General features: G+C 49.6%; 22 protein-coding genes and 1 riboswitch. Of the genes, 11 read left to right on the forward strand and 11 right to left on the reverse strand.

The genetic code is table 11. The features are described from left to right. Positions 1 to 2 precede the first annotated feature (2 nt). The 8 genes from UCH007_RS02885 to cobU all read left to right on the forward strand — a co-directional run bounded on the left by UCH007_RS02885 (position 3) and on the right by cobU (position 7,079). Entirely contained in the window at positions 3 to 830 is an 828-nt protein-coding gene (locus UCH007_RS02885) for an ABC transporter ATP-binding protein (RefSeq protein WP_012881902.1), read from the forward strand. Further along, the gene (locus UCH007_RS02890; protein WP_046961010.1) at positions 820 to 1,590 is read left to right on the forward strand and encodes an adenosylcobinamide amidohydrolase; all 771 of its coding nucleotides are present in this window, start codon (positions 820 to 822) and stop codon (positions 1,588 to 1,590) included. The genes UCH007_RS02885 and UCH007_RS02890 overlap by 11 nt, the downstream gene beginning before the upstream one ends. Position 1,591: 1 nt before the next feature. After that, complete coding sequence (locus UCH007_RS02895) at positions 1,592 to 2,518, forward strand: cobalamin biosynthesis protein (protein ID WP_046961011.1); 927 nt, start codon at positions 1,592 to 1,594, stop codon at positions 2,516 to 2,518. Beyond that, a complete protein-coding gene (locus tag UCH007_RS02900) occupies positions 2,502 to 3,608 on the forward strand; it encodes a pyridoxal phosphate-dependent aminotransferase (protein WP_046961012.1) in 1,107 nt (368 codons plus the stop codon). Before UCH007_RS02895 ends, UCH007_RS02900 begins: the two co-directional genes overlap by 17 nt. A 21-nt stretch (positions 3,609 to 3,629) precedes the next feature. Next, positions 3,630 to 3,821, forward strand: a riboswitch (cobalamin riboswitch). 156 nt (positions 3,822 to 3,977) lie between these two features. After that, complete coding sequence (gene cobT, locus UCH007_RS02905; RefSeq protein WP_023652153.1) at positions 3,978 to 5,036, forward strand: nicotinate-nucleotide--dimethylbenzimidazole phosphoribosyltransferase; 1,059 nt, start codon at positions 3,978 to 3,980, stop codon at positions 5,034 to 5,036. A 37-nt stretch (positions 5,037 to 5,073) separates the two neighbouring features. Then, the gene (gene cobS / locus UCH007_RS02910; protein WP_023652154.1) at positions 5,074 to 5,838 is read left to right on the forward strand and encodes an adenosylcobinamide-GDP ribazoletransferase; all 765 of its coding nucleotides are present in this window, start codon (positions 5,074 to 5,076) and stop codon (positions 5,836 to 5,838) included. A 19-nt stretch (positions 5,839 to 5,857) separates the two neighbouring features. Further along, on the forward strand, positions 5,858 to 6,460 hold the full coding sequence (gene cobC, locus UCH007_RS02915) for an alpha-ribazole phosphatase (RefSeq protein ID WP_023652155.1): 603 nt from the start codon (positions 5,858 to 5,860) through the stop codon (positions 6,458 to 6,460). 52 nt (positions 6,461 to 6,512) lie between these two features. Next, the gene (gene cobU / locus UCH007_RS02920) at positions 6,513 to 7,079 is read left to right on the forward strand and encodes a bifunctional adenosylcobinamide kinase/adenosylcobinamide-phosphate guanylyltransferase (protein WP_023652156.1); all 567 of its coding nucleotides are present in this window, start codon (positions 6,513 to 6,515) and stop codon (positions 7,077 to 7,079) included. Positions 7,080 to 7,158: 79 nt separating this feature from the next. Here the strand turns inward: cobU and trxA are convergent, their stop codons facing one another. The 11 genes from trxA to UCH007_RS02975 all read right to left on the reverse strand — a co-directional run bounded on the left by trxA (position 7,159) and on the right by UCH007_RS02975 (position 20,251). Further along, a complete protein-coding gene (gene trxA / locus UCH007_RS02925; protein ID WP_313769647.1) occupies positions 7,159 to 7,518 on the reverse strand; it encodes a thioredoxin in 360 nt (119 codons plus the stop codon). A 138-nt stretch (positions 7,519 to 7,656) separates the two neighbouring features. Further along, on the reverse strand, positions 7,657 to 8,802 hold the full coding sequence (locus UCH007_RS02930) for a sensor histidine kinase (RefSeq protein WP_023652158.1): 1,146 nt from the start codon (positions 8,800 to 8,802) through the stop codon (positions 7,657 to 7,659). Positions 8,803 to 8,816: 14 nt separating this feature from the next. Further along, a complete protein-coding gene (locus UCH007_RS02935) occupies positions 8,817 to 9,491 on the reverse strand; it encodes a response regulator transcription factor (protein ID WP_023652159.1) in 675 nt (224 codons plus the stop codon). A gap of 78 nt (positions 9,492 to 9,569) precedes the next feature. Beyond that, a complete protein-coding gene (locus UCH007_RS02940) occupies positions 9,570 to 10,205 on the reverse strand; it encodes a DUF3786 domain-containing protein (protein WP_023652160.1) in 636 nt (211 codons plus the stop codon). 18 nt (positions 10,206 to 10,223) lie between these two features. After that, entirely contained in the window at positions 10,224 to 11,570 is a 1,347-nt protein-coding gene (gene acsC, locus UCH007_RS02945; RefSeq protein ID WP_023652161.1) for an acetyl-CoA decarbonylase/synthase complex subunit gamma, read from the reverse strand. Positions 11,571 to 11,590: 20 nt separating this feature from the next. Continuing rightward, the gene (acsB, locus tag UCH007_RS02950) at positions 11,591 to 13,792 is read right to left on the reverse strand and encodes an acetyl-CoA decarbonylase/synthase complex subunit alpha/beta (protein ID WP_046961013.1); all 2,202 of its coding nucleotides are present in this window, start codon (positions 13,790 to 13,792) and stop codon (positions 11,591 to 11,593) included. A gap of 59 nt (positions 13,793 to 13,851) precedes the next feature. Then, on the reverse strand, positions 13,852 to 14,793 hold the full coding sequence (locus UCH007_RS02955) for an acetyl-CoA decarbonylase/synthase complex subunit delta (protein WP_046961014.1): 942 nt from the start codon (positions 14,791 to 14,793) through the stop codon (positions 13,852 to 13,854). Between the two features lie 35 nt (positions 14,794 to 14,828). After that, positions 14,829 to 15,719: a bifunctional 5,10-methylenetetrahydrofolate dehydrogenase/5,10-methenyltetrahydrofolate cyclohydrolase gene (locus UCH007_RS02960; RefSeq protein WP_046961015.1), complete on the reverse strand. Its 891-nt coding sequence runs from the start codon at positions 15,717 to 15,719 to the stop codon at positions 14,829 to 14,831. Beyond that, complete coding sequence (locus tag UCH007_RS02965; protein ID WP_046961016.1) at positions 15,719 to 16,501, reverse strand: ATP-binding protein; 783 nt, start codon at positions 16,499 to 16,501, stop codon at positions 15,719 to 15,721. The genes UCH007_RS02960 and UCH007_RS02965 overlap by 1 nt, the downstream gene beginning before the upstream one ends. Beyond that, positions 16,498 to 18,420, reverse strand: coding sequence for an ASKHA domain-containing protein (locus UCH007_RS02970; protein ID WP_046961017.1), 1,923 nt, complete (start codon positions 18,418 to 18,420; stop codon positions 16,498 to 16,500). The genes UCH007_RS02965 and UCH007_RS02970 overlap by 4 nt, the downstream gene beginning before the upstream one ends. A 37-nt stretch (positions 18,421 to 18,457) precedes the next feature. Continuing rightward, positions 18,458 to 20,251, reverse strand: a complete 1,794-nt coding sequence (locus UCH007_RS02975) for a formate--tetrahydrofolate ligase (RefSeq protein WP_082111133.1) — start codon at positions 20,249 to 20,251, stop codon at positions 18,458 to 18,460. A 129-nt stretch (positions 20,252 to 20,380) separates the two neighbouring features. Between UCH007_RS02975 and UCH007_RS02980 the strand changes: the two genes are divergently transcribed. From UCH007_RS02980 to aspS, 3 genes are all read left to right on the forward strand, one after another. After that, positions 20,381 to 20,962: a hypothetical protein gene (locus UCH007_RS02980; RefSeq protein WP_046961018.1), complete on the forward strand. Its 582-nt coding sequence runs from the start codon at positions 20,381 to 20,383 to the stop codon at positions 20,960 to 20,962. Further along, positions 20,925 to 21,260, forward strand: a complete 336-nt coding sequence (locus UCH007_RS02985; protein ID WP_023652169.1) for a hypothetical protein — start codon at positions 20,925 to 20,927, stop codon at positions 21,258 to 21,260. Before UCH007_RS02980 ends, UCH007_RS02985 begins: the two co-directional genes overlap by 38 nt. Before the next feature lie 76 nt (positions 21,261 to 21,336). After that, positions 21,337 to 23,133 carry an aspartate--tRNA ligase gene (gene aspS / locus UCH007_RS02990; protein WP_046961019.1) on the forward strand — a complete coding sequence of 599 codons (1,797 nt, stop codon included), beginning with the start codon at positions 21,337 to 21,339 and terminating at the stop codon, positions 23,131 to 23,133. Positions 23,134 to 23,152: the final 19 nt, after the last annotated feature.

The following is a 23,152-nucleotide window of genomic DNA, read 5'->3' on the forward strand; positions in this document are numbered from 1 at the left end:
AAATGTTTGAACTTGAAGTAAGAGATGTAACCCTGGCATATGGTCCGGTTGATGTTCTGCGGAATGTCAGCTTTAAGACCATGCCGGGTGAGATGATTGGACTAGTGGGACCGAATGGTTCAGGCAAATCTACCCTGATAAAGTCTTTGGCCAGAGTAATAGAACCGCGTCTGGGCAATATTTATATAAACGGGCGTAATTCACGTTCCATACCCCGTCTGGAACTGGCAAAAATGGTAGGGGTTGTCCCCCAGATACCTGTACTTCCCAGTGCTTTTACTGCCTTTGAGATTGTACTAATGGGGCGTAATCCACATATGGGTACTTTTCAGTATGAAAGCCACAAAGATATTGCAATTGCCTGGGAGGCTTTGAAAAGGGCGGGTGTGCTGCATCTGGCTGAACGCCAGATAGGGGAGCTTTCCGGCGGGGAGATACAGAGTGTGGTTATTGCCCGTTCCTTGTGCCAGAAAACCGAAGCAATTTTGCTGGATGAGCCTACTTCCAACCTTGATATAGGCCGTCAGATAGAGATACTTGACCTTATAAAGTCTGAGTGCCGTGAACGGAATATTACCGTAATCGCCGCCTTGCATGACCTTAATCTGGCTGCTCATTATTGTGAGAGGCTGATACTCATTGATAATAATGGAATTCATGCGGATGGCAGTCCGGTTGAAGTAATAACTACAGATAATATAAGCCGTGTTTATGGCCCCGGCAGTTATGTTCATACCCATCCCTTAAGCGGTCTTCCGGCAGTATTGCCGCGTTTGGGTAATATCCGCTGTAATACAAATGGTGAAAAGGGAGGCACGGGTGCCCACTGAGAAAATAAATATACGGACTGTTGCTGAATTTCACGGCATAAAGGCAGAGGTTATTGAGCACGAGGTCTGGGGTGTTCCCGCCAATGCTTTAGTGGTTACTTTTCCCGAAGAACGGCGGGCACTTTCCGGCAGGCAGGGTTACCGCAAGGTCAAGGCAGTATGCAATATTTATTTGCCGGATGCTATCTGGCCGCGTCTGCATAATGATAAATTAAGCTGGAACGGTTATTACCGTCAGGTTTTTTCCAAAGCCCTGAGTGCTATTGGCATCCCCCTTTCCAAAGTGCTGGTTTTATCCACCGGGGTTACCATGGACCATCTGGCCTTCCATGAAGAAAAACAGGGTGATTTGTGGGTGGCAGTTCTGGCTACTGCCGGGGTGGAGTCTAATGCCTTACGCATTGGGCAGGATAAGTCTTCGGGTATTGACCGTAACGGCAAGTTCAAACCCTTCGGCACTATAAATACTATTATTCTTACCAGTGAAAGCCTGCCGCAGTCTACTCTGGCTTCCTGTTTTATAACCGCTACCGAGGCAAAGACTATCGCTTTGGATGAACTGGGTGTCATGAGTGTTTATACCCCCGGCCTAAAAGCCAGCGGCACTGGTACTGACCAGATAGCGGCAGTTTCCGGCACAGGTGATAAGGCAACCTACGTGGGCGGGCATACATTGCTGGGCGAACTTATGGGGCGGAGTGTTACCCTGGCCATAAAAGAAGCCCTGACCAAGCGTATTGCCAGCAGAAAAGGGCATTAGGTTGGAAGCCCTTTTTATATTCCTGCTGGCGCTCATTATTGATTTGGTTTTTGGAGACCCGCCTAATGCTTTTCATCCGGTAGCCTATATGGGCAGGGTAATTGCCCTTTTTGAGCGGGCAGGATTTAAAGGCAGCCGGGTCTACCAGTTTGTTTACGGCATAGTCATGGTTTTTATTGCCATGGCACTTTTTTTTATACCGGTATATTTTCTGCTGGACTGGCTGCATGGAGTAAACAGTATAGTTTACATAATAGTGTCGGCCGTTTTACTCAAGATGTGTTTTACGGTAACTGGCTTGCGTAAGGCAGCTTTGCTGATTAAGCAATTGTTAGAAAAAGATGACATTGCCCAGGCCCGTTTTGAGCTCCGCTCACTGGTTTCACGTGATACCTCCAAACTGCCTCAGCCCAAACTGGTGGCGGCGGCGGTGGAATCTGTGGCTGAGAGTATCGGAGACGGGTTTGTGGCGCCGCTCTTCTTCTTTCTGATATTCGGCGTGCCCGGTGTTATGGCCTACCGGGTAGTGAGCACCTTTGACAGCATGGTGGGTTACCGCGGCAAATACGAACATCTGGGCAAGTTTGCCGCCAGATTTGATGATGTGCTTAATTTTATTCCGGCCAGACTGTCTGCCTTGTGCATACTTGTGTCCAGCCTCTTTGGGCGTTACAGCTCGGCAGGGGCATGGCGGATAATGTGGCGTGACCACGCCAAGACCCAAAGCCCCAATGCCGGCTGGCCAATGGCGACTGCGGCCGGTGCCCTTGAAGTTTGTCTGGAAAAAGTGGGACACTACTCACTAGGGGATAATATCAGGGAGCTTGTTCCCCAAACTATCAGCCGTTCGCTGCTGCTTATAAACAGTGCGGCCTTTATCTGGGTCTTAATAAGCGCGGGAGTGATTTATTTTGTCCGTATCGCCTAAGCCGCAGGTGGAAAAATTAAAGCCGTGTTACCATGGCGGGCCAAACTATGCCGAGCTTAAAAAACTTGGTATCAGCCCGGATGCGGTTATGGATTTTTCGGTAAGCTCAAATCCCTATCCGGCACCTGCAGAGATAAAAGAAGCCTTGTGTTCCATGGTTATTGACCGCTACCCTGATTCAGATTCTGCCGAACTAAAAGAATACCTGGCGGGCAGGCTTTCGCTTAAGCCCGAAGACCTGATTGTAGGCAGCGGCTCTATGGAAATTATCCGTCTGGTTGCCGGGGCATATTTCGGGGTGGGGGATACGGTTTTAATACTTAAACCCACCTTCGGGGAATATGAACTGGCAGCAGAAGTGGCCGGTGCGGATATAATTGAGCAGTGGGCAGACGAAGAGAGCGGATTTAAGTTTGATTTGGATTTAACCTGCCGCATTATTAAAAAACACCAGCCCAAAGCGGTATTTATCTGCAATCCCAATAACCCGACCGGGGTTTATCTTTCCAAAGCGGATATTGAAAAAGTGCTGAGCGTCTGCACTGATACCCTGCTGGTGCTGGACGAAGCTTATATAGCCTTTGCTGAAAGCGGCTGGAAATCAGCAGATTTGCTTGAAACGGGCAATATTATAGTTATCCGCTCTATGACCAAAGATTGCGCTTTGGCCGGGCTGAGGCTTGGTTATGGCATGGCTTCGGCGGAGGTAATAACAAATCTTAAAAAGGTCTGTCCGCCGTGGAATGTTAATGCTGCCGCCCAAAAAGCAGGATTAGTTTGCTTACGTCACCCCAGCTATCTGGCGGAATCTGAAAAAAAGATAAAGGCCTCTAAGGAGTATCTCAGGCAGGGTTTTGCAGGCTTGGGCTTTAGAGTGCTGCCCTCCGAGACCAATTTTTTCCTGATGAAAGTGAAAAAGGCCGCAGATTTCCGTTCGGCACTCCTGAAGCACGGGCTTATGGTGCGGGACTGCACTTCATTCGGCTTGCCGCAGTATGTCCGCATTGCTCCCCGCACCCAAAGTGAGTGTGAACGCCTGCTTGCCGTTGCGGCTGAATTGAAAAGTAAGTCTGAGATTTATCCAGCCTGATTGACTGACAGGGTTTTGTCTGATATAGTTTTTAATGGTGATTAGCAAACGGAACACGGTTTGAATCCGTGGCGGTCCCGCCGCTGTAACCGGGGACTTTGGTTTCTTAAAGCACTTTTTGTGCGGCCACTGTCAGGGCAGTACCCTGATGGGAAGGGCGGAACCGGGGGATAATCCGGAAGCCAGAAGACGTGTTAACACCAAACCGGATACCTGATGGTAAAGGGGCCGGCTCATCTTGAAGATATTTTGAGATGTGCCAGCCCCTTTTTTATTTGGGCAGGCGCCAGAGGAGGAGAAACTGAGCATAGCCTGAAATACCACCATGGATATTATGACCAAAGTTTTTAATATAGGAGTTTTAAAAATATGGAACTATTAAATGCAACACTGGCAAAGATACACGGGCTTGATAAAGAGGCCATGACCAAGGCTCAGGCCCATCAGGATATCCTGACTAAACCTCAAGGGTCTTTAGGCAAGCTGGAGGCTATTGTAGTGCAGCTTTCAGGCATTCAAGGTAATGCCAAGCCCCAAACTGCCCGCAAAGCCATTATAACTATGGCTGGCGACCACGGCATTATTGATGAGAAGTTTCACAACTGGCCCAAAGAAGTAACCGCCCAGATGCTGCAAAATTTCGCCCATGGCGGTGCCGCCATAAATGTCCTTTCCAGACAGGTGGGGGCGCGTAATGTGGTGGTTGCTTTGGGGGTGGCCACCCCCATGGCGGAAGACCCGAATATAATCAACCGCAATATTGCCCCCGGTACCAATAACATGGTTTACGGCCCGGCTATGACCCGCGAGCAGGCGGTAAAAGCTATTGAAACCGGTATAGAGATTGTAAACGCCGAGGTTAAAAAAGGGCTGGATTTGGTAGGTACCGGTGATATGGGTATCGGCAATACTTCCCCCTCCGCCGCTATCTGCTCTGTCATTACCGGGCGGTCACTTGAAGAGGTAACCGGGCGGGGTACCGGTGCGTCAGACGAGCAGATGAAGCTGAAACGCAATGCCATTGCCAAGGCAATTGCCCTTAACAAACCCAATGCCCAAGATGCGCTGGATGTGCTGTCCAAGGTGGGCGGCTATGAAATAGGCGGTCTGGCAGGGGTAATACTGGGTGCGGCAGCTAACAGAGTGGGGGTGGTTGTAGACGGCTTTATTTCAGGTGCGGCGGCACTTATTGCGTATACTATCTGCCCGCAGGCAAAGGACTTTATGTTTGCCGCTCACCAGTCGGTAGAGCCGGGACACCGTATTTTGCTTGAACACATGGGGCTGGATGCTATTTTGAAAATGGATATGCGGCTGGGTGAAGGCACTGGTGCCGCCCTTGCCATGAATATTATCGAAGCATCCAACCGTATCCAGCACGAGATGGCCTCTTTTGCAGATGCCGGGGTTTCCGAAAAGCAAAGTTAGGTGTATTCTGGTATAATCCCGGTTTGAGGAAATATATATGGGTTCATTCTTAGCGGCTTTCCGCTTTCTTACCAATATACCTGTACCCTGGCTGAAAGAAGACTGGCAGGGGGAGAAGTCACATCTGGATTTTGCCCGCTCACTTGGCTTCTACCCCCTGGTGGGTTTAATTGTCGGGTTGATACTGGCTGGTTTGAGTTGGGTTTTCACCCTTTTTTTACCTGATGTACTCACGGCCGCTTTGCTGACAGTAAGCCTGGTGGTGATTACCGGCGGTTTGCATCTTGACGGCTTGACAGATACTTTTGACGGTATTGCCGCCGGCCACAAGTCATTTGAACGTGCCCAGGAGGTAATGCACCTGCCGGGGGTGGGGGCTATCGGGGTACTTGCGGCAATCTGCCTGTTGCTTTTAAAATTTGCTGCTATCCTGAGTTTGCTATTAGAAGGTTTTACAATCGGGCTTATTCTGTTTCCTTTAATCAGCCGCTGGGCTATGGTTTATGCGGTTGTTTGTTACCCATACGTCAGGTCACAGGGTTTGGGCAAAGAGCTTAAGGGCGGGTCTGCAAAAGCCAGCTTGTGGCTTGCTACCATTTTCTGTCTGGCAGTCTGTGTAATACTGGGCGGCTGGGCAGGGTTGCTGGCTATGTTCGGCAGCTGGCTGCTGGTTATGTATCTGGCATCTTTCTTTAGACGCAGGCTTGGCGGACTAAACGGGGATACTTACGGCTCAATTAACGAATTTACCGAGGTAGCGGCGCTGATATTTATAGTGGCCTTGTCCGGGTATTTCAGCTGAAACAGAGGGAGTTTATAGCATGAAACTGATACTGGTGCGTCACGGGGAGACCGAAACAGATAACTGCCGCCGTTACTGGGGGAACAGTGATATCGGTCTTTCAGACTCCGGTCACGCTCAGGCTAACTCCCTGCGGGAATATTTGTCTGCGGTCAGGATAGATGCTATTTATTCCAGTCCTCTCAAGCGCTGCACGGAAACTGCTGAAACCATTGCCTACGGGCGGCCTCTTTCAGTCAATAAAAATAATGACCTGAAGGAAATAGATTTCGGGCGGGTAGAGGGCCTTACCTACGATGATGTTTTAGAACGCTACCCGGATATTGCCCAGAAATGGGCTGAGGGCAGTTTTGACGTGCATTTCCCGGACGGGGAAGGAATGAACCATTTTGCCCAGCGGGTTGTTAAATTTGTAAAAATGCTCTCCAAGCACCGGGAGGATGAGACTTTATTGCTGGTGGGGCACGGGGGTGTTTTCCGTATCCTTATCTGCCATTTTCTGGGCATTGATTACAAACACTGGTGGCAGTTTACGCTGGGTGTTGGCTCGGTAACTGTTCTGGATATTTACCCTGAGGGGTCTATACTGGAAAAACTGAACGACAAGTCCCACCTGGGCTGATTTTTAACTTTTGTTCAGGCAGGGCGTTTTATAATACCGGAGGGTCATTAAAATGAATTATTTACTTATCGGCGGTGCCCGCAGCGGCAAAAGCAGTTATGCTGAGGAACTGGCCAAGTCCATAGGCGGCAAGATTATGTTTGTAGCAACTGCTGAAGCCGGTGATGATGAAATGAAAACCCGTATCCTGCGGCATCAGCAGGCCCGTCCGCCCGAATGGGGGCTTATAGAGGCCAGTTTGGGGGTGGGTGAGAAAATAAGTGCTTACAGGGAAAATGCTGATGTGATTATACTTGACTGTATTACCCTGCTGGTAAATAACATAATGTGCCGGTATATGCTTGACCATGGTGATGAGCTTACCGGTGATGCGGCAGACTATCTGGATGCGGCGGTTAAAAAAGAAATAAATGATATAATACTGGCTATGAAAAAGACGGGTGCGTCATTTATTGTGGTGACCAATGATGTGGGTGCGGGGCTTATCCCGCCCAATGCCATGGCCAGAGTCTATCGTGATTTGCTGGGAAGGGCAAACCAGATGCTGGGTGCATATGTTGAATATGTTTACCTGATGGTGGCCGGATTGCCTATGCAGGTTAAACCGTTACTTCGTTAGTGGCAGTTTTGTAATATACATTATATAAAAACCCCCGGATATCCGGGGGTTTTTTTAATTTCCGTTATTGGAGAAGAGTTTACTTCTGAATCAGCTGGTCAATCTTTTGGCTCAGGGCAGATTCAGGTACTGCACCTACCACCATGTCAGCTACCTGACCGCCCTTGAAAAACAGCAGGGTGGGTATGGACATGACACGGTATTGGGTGGCAGTGGTTTTATTTTCATCTACATTCAGTTTGCAGAACTTAAATTTACCCTCGTATTTGGTAGATAATTTGTCAATTATGGGGGCTACCATACGGCAGGGGCCGCACCACGGAGCCCAAAAATCCACCAGTACGGGCTTAGCTGATTTCAATACTTCAGCTTCAAAGTTCTGGTCGGTTATTTCCATTACCATATCGTTTCTCCTTAGTGTATTCGTATCTCTTCTAATACTACTTTGGCGTTCATTTGCTGTCAAGGCGGTTAAAAACTGGCGGCAGGAGTTCGTATATCACTCGGCTCGGTTAATTTCTTCGGGAAGATGGCTGTTTATTGCAGAAAAAGGATTTGTTGTGTGGAAGCAATGGGGTTAAATGTCATTATCCTCAAGGTTACCGGAATTTGGTACTGCCACTGTTACCATAGTACCTACATCCGGCTTAGATTGAAGGGAGAGTCGTCCGCCGATAAGCTGTGCCCGTTCCTGCATGCCGGTCAGCCCCAGTTTGCCCAAAGCGGCTAAATCTCCAACCCGTTCAGGCAGTAAAAACCCTTTGCCATTGTCCTTTATGGTAAGGGTTGCTTTGTATTTACCGAAATCTATGTAAACCCAGGCTTTGGTAGCCTGAGCATGCTTGCCTACATTACGCAGAGATTCCTGTACTATGCGGAACAGCACCAGTTCGGTTTCAGGGGCAAAGCGGCGGATTTCTCCGTTTACATCTATATCAATATTTATTCCGAAGTGTTTTGAAAGGTCAGGTATCAGCCACTCCAAGGCAGGTATTAAACCCAAATCATCCAGTACCGAAGGCCGCAAATCCTGGGCAAAACGGCGGACTTCGCTTAGAGTGCGGTTTACATGGTTTTGCATCTCTTCCAGTTCGGCCAGATTGTCTTCGCCAAGGTTGGGATTTTTGGTCGCAAAGCGGTCTATGGCACGTGATATAACAATTAGATCTTGAGCGGTATCATCGTGCAGTTCCTGGGCAATACGCCGGCGTTCATCTTCCTGAGCTATGGTAATTTGTTTGAGGTAAAAACGCAGGTTTTGCTGCATCCGCTGGAGTTCTCGCTGGGCGGTTTCCATTTTCAGGTAAGCCTGCTGGCGGTGTTTTTTATCTGTTTCATAGCTTTCCAGCCAGAGGTTAACTACCAGACCGATTATAATAATGCCAATGATTTCAATAATATCATCCGCGGTTACGGTGTCTGTCACAAAAATATTCGGGATAATAATAGCGATAGCCAGAGTAAGGGATACCAGCCCAGGTCTCAAGCCGAATACCAGAGCTGTATAGGTAACCGGCAGCAGCATTATAAGCCGTCCTACCGAATGGCGGGTTAGGTACAGAAATGAATCAGGGTCTATCTGGCCGATAAAGGGCAGCAGCTGGGGGTAATGCAGGAAAAATCCCCCGGTAAACAGAAGTATCAGTATCCAGATATGCACATTGGCAAGTAATCTGGGCAGGCGGCGAATCTGGCTGTAGAGGAAACTAAATACTTTTTTCATAAGGTCATATGGTTTCAGGGTAAATCTTCCATGATGAACCAGCCGCGTTTCAACCCGTAGAGAATAGCTTCTGTCCGCGAACCTACAGATAACTTTTTGAAAATATTGGAAAGATGCGTCTGGATGGTACGGTTGGATAAATATAACTGGTCGGCAATATCCTTGTTGCTGACGCCCCGTGCCGCCATTTTAAGCACCTCTATTTCACGTTCGGTAAGCGGGTTTACGGCTGATACTTCCTCTGTTTTAGCAGCTTTATTAATCAGCTGGTCAATAACCCGGCGGGTGGTAGAGGGCTGCAGTACCGATTCTCCGGCATATACGGAACGGATAGCTTCCAGCAACTGGGTGCCTTTAACGTTTTTAAGCAGAAAACCGGCGGCGCCTGCTTCCAGTATGGCCAGAATATACTGTTCAGATTCGTAAGCGGTAAGTATGAGTATGGCAGTGGTAGGCAGGAGCTGTTTTATTTGTTTGGTGGCCTCAATTCCATTTAAGCGGGGCATGGCAATATCCATAACAACCACATCAGGGTGAACCTTCATGGACATTTCCACAGCCTCAACCCCGTCTGAGGCTTCGCCAACTACCATCATGCCGGACTCGCGCTGGATAAGTTCCCGTGTGCCTTCACGCACAATTACGTGGTCATCTGCCAAAAGCACTTTTATCATTTGGGTAGTTTGCATAATGTTTCCCTCGTTCTAATTATATACTCAGGGCAGGGATGGTTCAACGCATTTGTCAGGCAGCACATTTTAACGAGTTTATTGAGTAAGTCTCTTGCCAAGGTTCTGGCAGATTTCAGTAATGGCTTCAGTATCCAGATAATGTGAGATGGATCGGTCAAAGATAATATTACCCTCCGGGGGGAATTCATCGTCTCCCTGCCAGAATACCAGCCAGAGGGGCAGTCGGGGCAGGGCTTGAAATAAGAAACTCATATCAGCCTGGTCTGTTTTTTCACCGCCTAGTGACAGAGCGGATAAGCTCAGTTTAGCCCTATCTGCGGTATAAAGGGCTATCAGCCCTTTGAGCACCCTGTTATAGAAAACAGGCTGGTAGTTGGCACCCTCAGGCAGTTCTTTAAAGCTTATCTGTTCGTGCAGAACTGGTGTCCTGTCTGCCTTTAGCAGGTAATGCAGTATCAGGGCTTCTTCACGCAGGGACAGGTCTGTATCAGGGCTGGTTACGGCTGCGTTCCGGGTGTCTACCTTTATCTTAAACCCGAAATATTCCAGATGGATAAAGGGTGGCTGGAATACCACACCTGAGTTTTGGCATATCTTATTAAAATCCTGCGTGGCCAGAAAACGGCTGCGGTTAAGTTCAAGGGTGCGCTGGGTGGCCAGCTCAAAATTGCGCTGGTCAGGCAGGCGGAAACCTTCTCCTGAATTTATCATTTAACTCTCCGGTTTATGTTAGGGTTTAAACTGCTTTAAATAGGCCGGTATATGGGCGGCTTCACGCGGGCCGACCATTATCTCCCAGCCGGACAGCTCTTCTTCCAAGCCTCCGCTTTCCATTGAGGCATAGCCCGGTATAATCAGCTTGCGGTGGTTGATTTTAGCGGCAATGCCGCTGTTTTTTACAAATTTACCAATGGTATCAGCCCCGAATTTGCCTGCCGCCCAGGCGGTCATGACCGAAAGCCCTTCTGTGTCTTTTATCATCAGGTAACAGGGTACGCGGCTGTTTTCCATCTCACCGGAGACAATAAAATATGTCAGCGAAAAATTGCAGGTGAGTATGACCGGTGAATTGGCATCCGGGTTGTTTATTTCATAAATACCCTCGGTAGTAGCCAAAGGCCGCTGGGGGTCAGTGTAAAGGTTCATACGAGTTACCAGCAAAGGGAACAGGTTTTCGCCGCTAAAGTCAGACAGCACCAGTATACCGGCGTATTTGGCAGTCAGTATGCCGGCAAAAAGTGATTCTTTCATGGGGTCTTGGGTCATCTGGCAGGGGAAATTGATGACCGGAAAACCCATGGGCCGGAATTTTTTCGAAATGGCTGAGCGTCTTATGGCAACGTTGTCAGATAAGGCCTGTTTTAAATTTTCGGCAGAGCTGTCCAGCACAATATCTTTTATTCCCAGTGATTGAAGCTTGACGCTAAGGTCAGCCAAATCTGCCAAGTTAGCCGCTTTGGCTACCAGCGGGCAGTTATATTTTTTAGCCAGCTCTGCCATTTCGCTGCTGTTTTCGGCTGTGGCGGCGTAAAGAAGCGGCTTGTGTTCAGCGCAAATCTTTAAAGATTCATCAAGTACGGCGGTATCTGCACACATCAGCATGAGGCTAGCCGGGCATTTTTCGGCAACCAGTTTGACCAGCTTCAGGTATTTTTCACCTGAGCCGCTGTCTGCCCTGAGTGCCAGCATATCCGGCTTCAGGATAGCACCCACTCGTTTGTACTGAAAGCGGTTGAAAGCGGTCAGTTTGGCATCCTGTTCCGTCTCGCTCAGGCTGTCTGAGATGAGCAGGGCAATACCCGGCTGGTGCTCAAAGCGTTTTTCATGGCGGTGCATGACAGTTTCGCCGCCGGTTTTAAAAGAGTAATCACCTGTACCTATGCTGACCGTTCTGACCGGGGGGGCGGAAGCTTCCTCCAGCTTCTGTTTGGCTTCTTCCGAAACGTAAGGGCAGGCAGAAAGTTCAGCCCGGCCTCCTGCCAGACTCATGGCAAATGCCAGACAGGTGGGTACGCCGCATTCGCCGCAGTTAGTTCGGGGCAAAAATTTATAAATCTCTATACCGGTAGGTGACATAATATCAAACGGGCTCCTTTCTAGATAAGTGGCTCAAGGGTCAGCGCCGGGTGTTGTTTTGCTTCAAGGAAGGGGAGTATTTCTTCCTCGGTAGTGCCTACGCTTTCGTCTGCAATCCGCTCCAGTAAATCCGGTATACCCAGTTCGGCGGCTCTGGCATTAAACCGTTCCCGTATCTCGTCTTTCAGGGATTTGGGCATCCAGACCAGACGGAGCAGGCCGTTTTCGGCCGAGATAAATTTGCGCTGGGTAATATTGTATTTGCTGTGGCCCAGAAAACCGGGGGTGGTAATACCCCCGCCGATAGTTCCGGCCAAAGTAGTAAATTTCATACCGCAGGGTGTCATCCCGGCATATTCGCGGTTTACGGTCATAACCCCGTTGCACAGGGGGAGTATGGACGCAATACACTCGCAGCAGCCGCAGGTGGTCATGGGGTCATGGATTATGCTGTAAAGATTGTAATGGCTGACCACCCCGCCGGATGTTTTTTCTACAAACTGGTTTATACCTGACCATTGCCCAAGTTTAGCATCAATAACTGCCCCCTTGTTTACCGGCTGGTTAGGCCCTAAATTATTAATCTCATTGGAAGCCCGGCAGTCCATCCAGTTGTAAGCCCCGCATAGCCCGGTTCTTTCGGGGCTGACTATACAGACGTGGCTGGGGGCAAATGACTGGCAGAGGGTGCAGGAATAAAAAGTCTCGGTATTTTCATCAGTCATGCCCTCAATGCGTTCATCCCGCTTGGCATAAATCTTTTTGGACTGCCCGCTTATCTCGGCCACTTTTTCAGGGGTGGTATATAGTTTTATCTGTATTTTGTCTACTATACCGCCGAAATCCTGATGCAGTTTGGCATGGAGAATAGAGCCGATATGCTTTAAGGAAAAGCCCTTGGCGGCTGCGCCTTTGCTTATACGCAGCCAGGCTATATCTCTCTGGCCGATATGCATAACACCCTGAGCGTAGTTTAAGAGGTGGTGTATCTGGCGTTCCAGTATAGGTTCGTAATCTTCATTCATTTTGTGTCCGGCTGCTTCTACCACTATAGCCAGCGGCAGGCGGGAGCCTTCGGGTACATCAGATACATCCTGTCCGAACAGTTCTATTTTGCCGTCGGTAACATTATCCATTTTGGCGGTTGTTACCAGCTCTACCATCTGGGTGCGTCCGCCACCGCATTCCAGATATATCTGTTCGCCCCGTACCCGTTCTCCTTCGTAGGCAGGGCCGTAAGCCACCGGAACAGGCACTTTGGTTATATTTACTTTTATTCCCCGGACGTCCATAGCCTTGGATACGATACGGTCATAAGGTATTCCTGCCAGCACTGAATCAACCGCATCCACCCCCGGCAGAATGGGCAGCACGGATTTGTCCGCAATAATGGGGAAGCCGAAATTGAGTGCTCCGGCGGCATTGGCATACCATTCGTCACTTATATCTCCCAGCGGCATAACAAAGGCCTTTATACGCTCCTGGCTGTATTCAAACAGTTTGGTACGGTTGCCCGGCTCTACATTGCCGAATGACAGGGCTACCCTGACGGCAAAGCCGAAGGCAAAAATGGCGGCGGTGGGTTCATCCCCGAAGGAAACCAGACGGGGTGTCCAGCCAAGCTCAACCCCGGCAGCAGCCAGCTGGCTGGCAAAACGCTTACCTTGAGATTCACCGCACATAAACGTATACAGGTTTTTCTGCTGAAGCTCGGCGGCTATGCTTTCGGCCGTGGCGTTATCAGGTGCCGCACCTATAATGGCGGCAAAACCGGGGGCGGTGCCGTCTACAAACTCTACCCCGCGTTTACGCAAAATAATATCATCAGCCGCACCCAGCCAGATATTATCCGGGGTGGGGTCTTCAGTATTGGTGTAATATTCCGGCTGGTTCAGATAACGCAGAGCTTCCAGCATTTCCTCTGCAAACAGGGTGACCAGACCGGCCTCAAGTACCGCACCCAGCTCGGTTACCTCTTCGGCTTTTACCTCTGGCGGGGGCAGCATCTTGAAGCATTTATCAAAAACGGTCTCCATATCAGCCAGTTTTTCAACCTGAATACCCAGTATGCCGTAAATAACCGGCAGGAAATAGGCGGTATTCGGGAAACCCACTGCTGTATCAGGGCAGTTAGCGGCTAGTGTTTGTTTAAATATTTCATAACTGGCATTTACTATGTTTCTGGCGCCATTTATAGAAGCTTCGGCTACTGTATTACTCATTTTTCATGTCCCTCCTTGATAATCAGGGCATTACCTGTAAGTGCATTACGCGGGCGGGGTTAGCTAAGTTCGGCTATCAGTTCACCCGCCAGCTGCATGGATTCCGGATGGCGCATTACCAGTATATCCGCCCCGGCAATAAGTAAAATAGCAGCGGACATAGCTTCAATCATAATAGCCCGTTTTTCGGTATTGCCCATTTCCGGGCTTTCCGCTTCAGGTATTTTGGCTTCTTTGGTTTTCCAGGCTTCCCTCCCAATATTGCAGATAAGGGGGTACTGGAGGCGTTCGTCCTGCTGGGTGAGCGCAGCCAGACGGATGCGTTCTATCACCGAATACGAATACTCTATGCCGTATCCTATGCTGCTGACAGTGGGGTCCATAATAAGCCCTTCGGCGGGTACGCCCAGATTGCCCAGCAGGATATTAAGCTGTTTAGCCAAGTTTATATCTATGGGTGACGAAGCGATAATAGTATGTTTATAGGCCATGGCCTGGGCGGCTATTTTCTTATAGTCACCCTCTTCCACCGGCCCAAGTATAAGCTTTTTATCAGGGCAGGCTTCACTTGCCTTGCGGAGTACCTCGGTGTCCTTTTCATGGTTAGCCGTTCCCCAGACTATCAGGGGTACATCTACGGCATCTGCCACTTCCCGGACAATTTTGGCAGATTCTTCGGCAGAGCGGTCAAGCCCGTTCGGGTCAGTGCTTTCCAGTTGAAGGCAGATAAGCTCCGCCCCGTATGTATCAACACATTTTTTAGCCCAGCTTACCGGGTTATTGACTGCATCCCCAAAGGGCTTTAAAACATCTTCCGGCCAATCTTCGGGCGGGGTGTCCTGTATTTCCATGGCTATTTTAGGTTTGCGGGGCATTTCCCCCTCAAACAGGTAAAAGGGCATGGAAGTTTCACCGCCTACAGTGACGGCTTTCGGCCCTTCACCCAGGGTTATTTCCTTGATACGGCCGTTGTAGTTTGTTTTAGGTGTTTCAAATGGCATAAACTTTCCTCCATGAGGGGGTTAAAAGTATTTGTCTATTTTACCAGACCGGCAGCCCTTTTGGCGGCAGTCAGGGTATTTAGCATAAGCATAATAATAGTCATAGGGCCTACACCTTTGGGTACGGGGGTAATGGCAAAGGCTTTTTCCTTGACGGCTTCAAAATCAACATCACCGGAAAGTATCCGCTTGCCTTCGGGTGTGTAGCCTATACAGGTTGTGCCTACATCTATCACCACCGCGCCCGGCCTGACCATATCTGCGGTGATAAATTTGGGTTTGCCCATGGCGGATACCAGTATATCTGCCTGAGAAGTTATCAGCGGCAGGTTTTTAGTGCCGCTGTGGCAGATAGTGACTGTGGCGTTTGCCCCCGGGGCTTTTTGAAGCAGAATATTGGCCAGCGGCTTGCCGACCAGATTGCTCCGCCCCACTATAACCACATGAGTGCCCTCTATCTTTATGCCCGAGCGGATTAAGAGCTCCTGAACGCCATGCGGGGTGCATGGCAAAAAGCAGGGTTCACCCAGGCACATTCTGCCTACGTTTACCGGGTGGAAACCGTCTACATCTTTATCCGGATTTATGGCATTTAAGACCAGATTTTCCGAAATCTGGATGGGCAGGGGTACCTGTACCAGAATACCGCTTATTTTGGGGTCTGCATTCAGCCTGGCTATCAGGGTCAGCAAGTCCTCGTTGGTGGCACTCTGGGGCAGCGGGTGATGCTCTGAATATATACCCAGATTCTGGCACATTTTTATTTTGGAGTCTACATAAGAGTGCGAAGCAGGGTCATCTCCCACCAGTACGGTGGCCAGACCGGGTACTATGCCGTGCTTGGCTTTAAGTGCAGTTACTTCACTGCGTATCTCTTCGCGGATGGCGGCGGCTATTTCTGTGCCGTTTATAATATGTGCGCTCATTATTCTGATACCTCTGTGCGGTTTTTAATGCCAAGCCGGGTTGAAAGTATTTTGGCCACTGCCTGCACTGCCGGAGAGTTGTCAGGCAATTTAAGCAGGGGGGTTTGCTTCAGGTCAAATTCACGTATCATTTCATCTGCCGGTACGGTATCTGTATAGGCTATGCCCAGTTTATTAATCTCCGCTTCCAGGCGCGGGTCAAGCGTTCCGGTGACCATGTTTATAATAACAGAAATCTGGCTGACATTAAGTTTCATTTCATCTACCAGCTGGCGTATCCGCCCCAGTGTCCGCACCCCTTTGACCGAGTGGTCAGATACTATAAAAAGGTGGTCTACATTCTGGGTGGTGTGGCGGGACAGGTGTTCCATACCGGCCTCGTTATCCATAACCACATAGCGGTAGTTCTGGCTGAGCTTGTCTATATAGCTGCGCAGGATGCTGTTAGGGTAGCAGTAACAGCCGTCACCTTCGCCCCGGCCCATGCTTATCATATCCAGCCCTTTGCTTTCCGCCAGAGTGGTATTCAGCTGATACTCCAGATAAGCTTCTTTGGTCATGCCGGGTGGCAGGTTTAATTTTACATTGTTAAAGCTGGCTATCAGCCCGCCCACAGTCTGCGGCACGTCTAAACCCAGGCTTTCCCCCAGATTGGCATTGGCATCAGCATCTACCGCCAGCACCGGGGTGAGAGAGTTTTTTAAAAGCTGGCGTATAATCAGACTGGAAACGGATGTTTTGCCTACCCCGCCCTTGCCTGCCAGTGCAATAGTATAGGTCAAGTATTGCCTCCGTTGAATTTACTTAAAGCGGCATATACCTCAGGGAAATCACTGGATTTGGTATGAGGCAGGAACATGGCCGCCATATAGTTATCCATAAAGCTGGTGCTTTCAGATAGCTCTACATTGGTCATCATTTTGGCGGCGGCAGCAGCCTGGGTCTGGGCATTTGCATCAAAAGCACACAACCTGGCACCAGCCAAAGAGCCGTTGCCTACAAAGATGAAACGTTCTTCGGAAAGTTCGGGTAGCAAGCCTATATTGATAGCTTTTTTAATATTCAGTTTGGCACCGAAAGTCCCGGCAATAATCACCTTTTCAAGGTTGTCAAAACCGGCGCCGGCACTTTCCAGCAGTGTCTGGTAACCGGCATACATGGCAGCCTTGGCCCGGATAAGGTTATCTATATCTACTTCTGAAAGGGTTATATCTTGTCCCTGCCCGAATTCGCGGCCAAAGGCCAGCACATATTCGCAGCCGTCAGCACCTTTGCGAAGGCGGCTGGTTTTAATATTTGAGTTGTATTTGCCGTTTTGCCCCAGCAGGCCGCATTTGAGCAGGGCGGATGCCGTATTTATAAGACCTGCACCGCAGATACCCTTGGGACTGCCGCCGCCTATAATGCTAAGTTTGGGTTCAAAATTTTGGGTATCCAGTTCAATATCTTCTACCGCCCCCGGTTTGGCCAGCATGCCGTTTTTTATACCGCCGCCCTCAAAGGCCGGTCCGGCAGAGCAGGAAGCAGTTAACATAAAGTCTTTGTTGCCGACTACTATTTCCCCGTTGGTGCCAATATCTATATACAGCACCAAACCTTCCCGGCGGGGGATATTGGTGCTTATTACTCCGGCCACTATATCACCGCCCACATAGCTGGCAACACAGGGCAGGGTGTATATATATGCCTGCGGGCAGATGCTCAGATTTATATGGCGGGCGGGTATCAGCGGCAGTTCATTTGCCGCGGGTACATACGGGGCAAGCCTGAGGTGTTTGGGGTCAAGCCCGTAAAGCAGCTGGGTAATGGTGGTATTGGCGGCTATGGTTGCAAACGAAATATCATCCGCTTCAAGTCCGTATTCGGAAAGCATGGCGTTACCCAGATTGTTAAGGGTGTTTACTACTACCCGCTGAAGCTGAATAAGCCCGCCCTCTCTGGCGGCATAGTTTATCCGGCTGATAACGTCTTCCCCAAGGGGTATCTGACCGTTATATTCGGTTGCCTGTGCCAGCACCCTAGATTCGGTAAGCTCCACTAGCTGTCCGCGGACACCGGTAGTGCCTATATCAAAAGCAAAAGCGTATGTTGCCTTAGTCTGGTCTCCCGGTTGGATATTTATTATCTTTTCCCCGCCGGGGGTTTTAAGCAAACTTAGGGTTACTTCCCAGTTCTTTTCCCGCAAGGTTTCGGAAAGACCTGAGAGAAGGTGATAATCTATATCAGGCTCTGCCGGACACACAGGTTTAAGAAAACGTTTTAATCTGGCAAGGTCACTTGCGTTATCCGTACCGGACGGGGGGGTAAGTTTCAGAAAAACCTTTCGGAGAGGCAAAACGGCTTTATTTTCAGAAAGTTCAGGCTGGCTTTGCAGGGTGCAGCTTATAGTATCACCGCTTAGGGCGGTATCAAAACGTGATTCAGCCAGAATCTCCACTGTTACGCTTGATATAAGACGGCTCTGGCAGGCCAGCCGTATTCCCTGGGCAAACTCTTCAGCGCTTATCTGGAGGTGGTCTTCGCACTCCAGTTCGCCTTCCACCAGTTTTATACGGCAGCGTCCGCATACGCCTTCGCCCCCGCAGGAGGCACACAGCCCTGTTCCGGCGGCAATAGCCAAATCCAGCAGGCTGTCCCCCTTCTGGCCATTTATAATTTTATGGCCGGGCTCAAAGCAGACGCTAAATTTCTTCTCGGTCATCTTACCATTTTATCAGCTTTAAACAGATTAGACCAATTTAGAACAGGCCCTTAACCTTGCCGGTATGAGTATCTATATCTATCCGCCTGAAATTGGGGTCAGACGAAGTACCGGGCATAAGTTTGATATCCCCCGCCACCGGCACTACCAGGCCTGCCCCCATATAGGTGAGTATATCACGTATAGGCAGGGTAAAGCCGCCGGGACGTCCTTTAAGTGCGGGGTCATGCGAGAGGCTGAGGTGGGTTTTTACCATGCAGCTGGGCATAAACTGGGTGTTGCCTGTGTTTTCTAGGCGGGTAAGCTTTTCTAGGGCTGTCTGGCTGTAGGAAACGCCGTCTGCCCCGTAAACCTTACGGGCAATGGTTTCAATCCGTTCCCTCAGCGGCATATCTTCGGGGTAAAGGAAATGAAAGTCATTAGGTTCGTTACAGGCATCTATCACTGCTTCGGCCAGTTCGGCTGCTCCTTCACCACCGTTTGCCCAGTGATAGGAAACAGCTACTCTGGCACCTGCCTGCTCGGCTGTGCGGCGGATAATATTTATTTCCTGAGGTGTGTCTGAGGCGAAGTGGTTTATGCAGACCACAGGGTTTATGCCTGCCATTTTTACAGTCTGGATGTGGGCAAGCATATTCTGGCAGCCCTTTTCCACCAGCGCCGCATTGGGAGTGGTATAGGCAGGGTCAAGGGGGGCGCCGGGAGTTACTTTGGGCCCGCCGCCGTGCATCTTTAAAGCCCTGACCGTAGCCACAATAACTGCACAATCCGGTTTTAAGCCGCTTAAGCGGCACTTTATATTCCAGAACTTTTCAAAACCGATATCCGCCCCGAAACCGCTTTCGGTTACATGGTAATCAGCCAGTTTAAGTGCCAGCCGGTCAGCCACAATAGATGACTGCCCGATAGCAATATTGGCAAAAGGCCCGGCATGGACAAATACCGGCTGACCTTCTATAGTTTGAAGCAAATTCGGGTTTACCGCCCGAAGGAGCAGGGCGGTCATGGCGCCATCTACCTCAAGGTCTGCGGTGGTAACCGGTTCGCTGTTTTGGCGGTAGGCTACAATTATCTTGCTCATACGTTCCCGCAGGTCTGCCAAGCCGGTAAAAACCGAAAGTATGGCCATCACCTCGGAGCTTACGGATATGCCGAAGCCGGAGCGCATCTGGTAGCCGTTTGTTTTACCGCCTATGCCCATAATGATTTCCCTGAGGGACTGGGCGCAAAAGTCTATTGCCCATTTCAGTTCCACTCTGGCGGGGTCTATATCCAGCCGTTTTAAATTGCGGCTGGACAGAAATTCATCTGTATTATTCGCTTCATGCTGAAGCCTGGCCTGAAGGGCGACCATGGCCAGGTTGTGGGAATTGGTAACAGCATCTATATCCCCGGTCAGCCCCAGAGTAAAAGGTGAAAGCGGCAGGCATTGGGAGCGTCCTCCCCCGGCTGCCGAGCCTTTTATATTGAAGGTAGGGCCGCTGGAAGGCTGGCGGATTGCCCCGGTTACTTTCTTGCCCAGATTTCCCAGCCCCTGCACCAGCCCCATAGTGGTAGTGCTTTTACCTTCACCCAGTGGGGTGGGGGTAATGGCGGTTACATCTATATACTTGCCGTTTGGTCTGTCTTTCAGGCGGGTAAGTACCCCGGCAAAATCCACTTTGGCAACATATTTGCCGTGGGGGATTATCTCATCTTCGGTCAGGCCCAGTTCCTCAGCCAGCAATTTTGATGGCTTCAGGAATTCTTCGGCCTTTTCGGCTATTTCCCAGTCTTTCATCAGGCCGGGGTCAAGGTCTTTTAAGTGGGATTTGCGGTTATTTATAGTCAAAATACTCCCCGTAAAATCTTTAAAAGGTACTGAACCCAGTATATCAGACAGCCCCTTTTTTGCAATGATTTAAGTATAGAAAATGGTAATACGAAAGGTTTTTCCTGCCGGTTCTGGTATAATAAACAAATGCACGAACTATTGCCCTTTTACGGCAAACGCCAGAAGTCATTTCTGAAGTGGTATATGCGTCTGGCATCACTCAGCCGCTGGCCGCTTGCAGGCGGTCTGGTAAAGAAATATGCCAACCATTATGCCCGCAAACAGCATGGCGGGTATTTGCTGAATCTGCCCGAAGCCAAAGAGATACTGGACATGTCCGAAAATATTTATCTCGGTCCGTGCAGCTGCCGTGAGGTTTTTAAAAACTGTGATGCCCCGGTTATGGCGGAGATTATCATAGGGGCGGGCGGGCACGTATACCGGGATATACTTGGAACGTTTAAGCCCATCAGCCGTGAGCAGGCACTGGAGGTTATTATATCCTGCCAGCAGGCCGAGCTGATGACCACCCTGGTACACTGCAAAGAGCATTTTTATTCTATTTGCAACTGCTGCCGCTGCTGCTGTGTGCCGTACCGTTTAAAGCACCAGTACGGCATAGAGTTTGCCCTGGTACGGGATAAAAATATTGTTAGCCGTTTTGCACAGTTTCTAAAGGAGGAAGGCCTGCATGGAGTACCGGAAAATATACAGCCGCCTAAAACCTGAGCTTCTTTTTGATACCCTTAAAGATTTAATAACCAAACATGGCGGGCATCTGGAAAGTGCCAGCAGTGACAATTACTCTGTAACCGACTCTTCTTCAGATTTCATTTTCAAAGGGACAATGGTCTTCAGCCGGGTAAAAAACAGCTCCGCTGCCTGTGCCAGTGTGTATGTAATGGGGTCTGAACGTAAGGATAGCCGGGTAATACTGGATATAGAGCCGGGTGCTTTCGGCGAGGCAGCTGTAAAATGCCTGATGGATGAGGTGGATTTTTTGCTGGGCGAATACGAAAAAAAATAGCTTTCAGTGTTTGAACAAACACAATGTATAGGATATAATCTTCTCTAATTGTCTTGACTAAATTTAGAAGGTGCGCATGCTTAAAACTCATAGCTGTGCCTTAACTCAGGAAAATATTGGCACTGAAGTTACTCTGGCAGGTTGGGTACACCGCCGCCGCGATCATGGCGGGGTTATATTTATTGACCTTCGTGACAGGGAAGGCATTGTTCAGGTGGTATTTAACCCCGAACAGTCCGTTGCCTGTCTGGATATCGGTAAAGAGCTGCGGAGTGAATATGTCCTGCAGGTAAAAGGCACTGTCAGCCGCCGCCCGGCCGGTACGGAAAACAGCCGTATGCCCTCCGGTTTGGTGGAAGTGGTGGCGGCTGATGCCAAAATCTTAAATGCCGCTAAAACCCCGCCCTTTTATATTAACGAAGAAGTGGAAGTGGACGAGAGTCTCAGGCTCAAGTACCGCTATCTGGATATACGCCGCCAGGGCATGAAAAATAACCTGATTATCCGCCATAAAGCTGTCAGCTTTATGCGGGAGTTTTTAAATACCCGGGGTTTTATAGAGATTGAGACTCCCATTCTGATTAAAAGCACACCTGAGGGGGCGCGTGACTATCTGGTTCCCTCACGCTTGTTTCCTGGACAGTTTTTTGCCTTGCCCCAGTCTCCCCAGCAGCTAAAACAGCTGCTTATGGTGGCGGGTATGGAAAAATACTATCAGGTCGCCCGCTGTTTCCGTGACGAAGACTTAAGAGCAGACCGCCAGCCGGAATTTACCCAGCTGGATATGGAAATGAGCTTTGTTGATGAAAATGACATGATGCAGCTCATGGAAGACCTGTTTACCGGGCTGGTAGCCAGTGTCCGCCCGGATATGAAATATAATAAAAAGTTTCCCCGTATCAGCTTTGCTGATGCTATGGAGAAATACGGCTGTGACAAGCCTGACCTTCGCTTCGGTATGGAACTGGCAGATATTACCGATATCGGCGCTTCCTCTGCTTTCGGTGTTTTCAAAAATGTGGTTGCTCAGGGCGGGGCTATCAAGACCATTTCCGCTCCCGGTTGCGGCGGGTACAACAAGAGCCAGCAGGAAGAACTGATAAATCTGGCTAAGAAGTACGGGGCAGCCGGTTTGGTACCCATTTCACTGGGTGCGGAAAGCGGGGAGCTTAAAGATTTGACTATGGAAATGGTCAAATCCGTAGCCGCTAAGTACCTTACTCTGGAAGAAATCAAAACCATAGCCGAACGCAGCGGGGCTAAGCCGGGTGACCTTATTTTGATTGTGGCCGGTGCCCGTAAAATGGTGAACAGTGTACTGGGTGAGATGAGAAATCATTTGGCTGCAAAGCTTGGTTTGTGTGATAAAAATGAACTCAGTTTTGCCTTTGTAGTAGACTTCCCCCTTTTCCAGTGGGACGAGGAGGGCAAACGCTGGGATTCGGTTCATCATCCCTTTACCGCTCCGCTTGAGGCTGATATGCCGCTTATGGATACAGACCCCGCTAAGGTAGGCAGCCGTGCTTATGATGTGGTTTGTAATGGATACGAGATTGCCGGCGGCAGTATCAGAATTCACCAGGCAGATCTGCAGAGGAAAGTATTCCATCTGCTGGGATATAATGATGAACAGATAAATGAACGTTTCGGCCACCTTCTGGAGGCCTTTGAGTTTGGCGCGCCCCCCCACGGAGGTGTTGCACCCGGTATAGACCGCTTTGTAATGCTGCTGGCGGGGGAAACTTCCATACGTGAAGTTATACCCTTCCCCAAAAATCAGGCTGCTCAAGACCTGCTTTTTGGGGCTCCGTCAGTAGTAGATGATAAGCAAATAAGGGATTTACATATCCGTATTCAAGCGGAAAAAGAATAGTTTTTGGGATTGAGGTGCC

The organism is Dehalococcoides sp. UCH007 (genome assembly GCF_001010485.1).
GTDB lineage: Bacteria > Chloroflexota > Dehalococcoidia > Dehalococcoidales > Dehalococcoidaceae > Dehalococcoides > Dehalococcoides mccartyi_A.

Coding starts and splice junctions, on each gene's coding strand:
- UCH007_RS02885 (WP_012881902.1), top strand. CDS start 3: ATGTTTGAACTTGAAGTAAGAGATGTAACCCTGGCATATGGTCCGGTT.
- cobT (WP_023652153.1), top strand. CDS start 3,978: ATGGAACTATTAAATGCAACACTGGCAAAGATACACGGGCTTGATAAA.
- cobS (WP_023652154.1), top strand. CDS start 5,074: ATGGGTTCATTCTTAGCGGCTTTCCGCTTTCTTACCAATATACCTGTA.
- cobC (WP_023652155.1), top strand. CDS start 5,858: ATGAAACTGATACTGGTGCGTCACGGGGAGACCGAAACAGATAACTGC.
- cobU (WP_023652156.1), top strand. CDS start 6,513: ATGAATTATTTACTTATCGGCGGTGCCCGCAGCGGCAAAAGCAGTTAT.
- UCH007_RS02930 (WP_023652158.1), bottom strand. CDS start 8,802: ATGAAAAAAGTATTTAGTTTCCTCTACAGCCAGATTCGCCGCCTGCCC.
- UCH007_RS02935 (WP_023652159.1), bottom strand. CDS start 9,491: ATGCAAACTACCCAAATGATAAAAGTGCTTTTGGCAGATGACCACGTA.
- UCH007_RS02940 (WP_023652160.1), bottom strand. CDS start 10,205: ATGATAAATTCAGGAGAAGGTTTCCGCCTGCCTGACCAGCGCAATTTT.
- acsC (WP_023652161.1), bottom strand. CDS start 11,570: ATGTCACCTACCGGTATAGAGATTTATAAATTTTTGCCCCGAACTAAC.
- acsB (WP_046961013.1), bottom strand. CDS start 13,792: ATGAGTAATACAGTAGCCGAAGCTTCTATAAATGGCGCCAGAAACATA.
- UCH007_RS02955 (WP_046961014.1), bottom strand. CDS start 14,793: ATGCCATTTGAAACACCTAAAACAAACTACAACGGCCGTATCAAGGAA.
- UCH007_RS02960 (WP_046961015.1), bottom strand. CDS start 15,719: ATGAGCGCACATATTATAAACGGCACAGAAATAGCCGCCGCCATCCGC.
- UCH007_RS02970 (WP_046961017.1), bottom strand. CDS start 18,420: ATGACCGAGAAGAAATTTAGCGTCTGCTTTGAGCCCGGCCATAAAATT.
- UCH007_RS02980 (WP_046961018.1), top strand. CDS start 20,381: ATGCACGAACTATTGCCCTTTTACGGCAAACGCCAGAAGTCATTTCTG.
- UCH007_RS02985 (WP_023652169.1), top strand. CDS start 20,925: ATGGAGTACCGGAAAATATACAGCCGCCTAAAACCTGAGCTTCTTTTT.
- aspS (WP_046961019.1), top strand. CDS start 21,337: ATGCTTAAAACTCATAGCTGTGCCTTAACTCAGGAAAATATTGGCACT.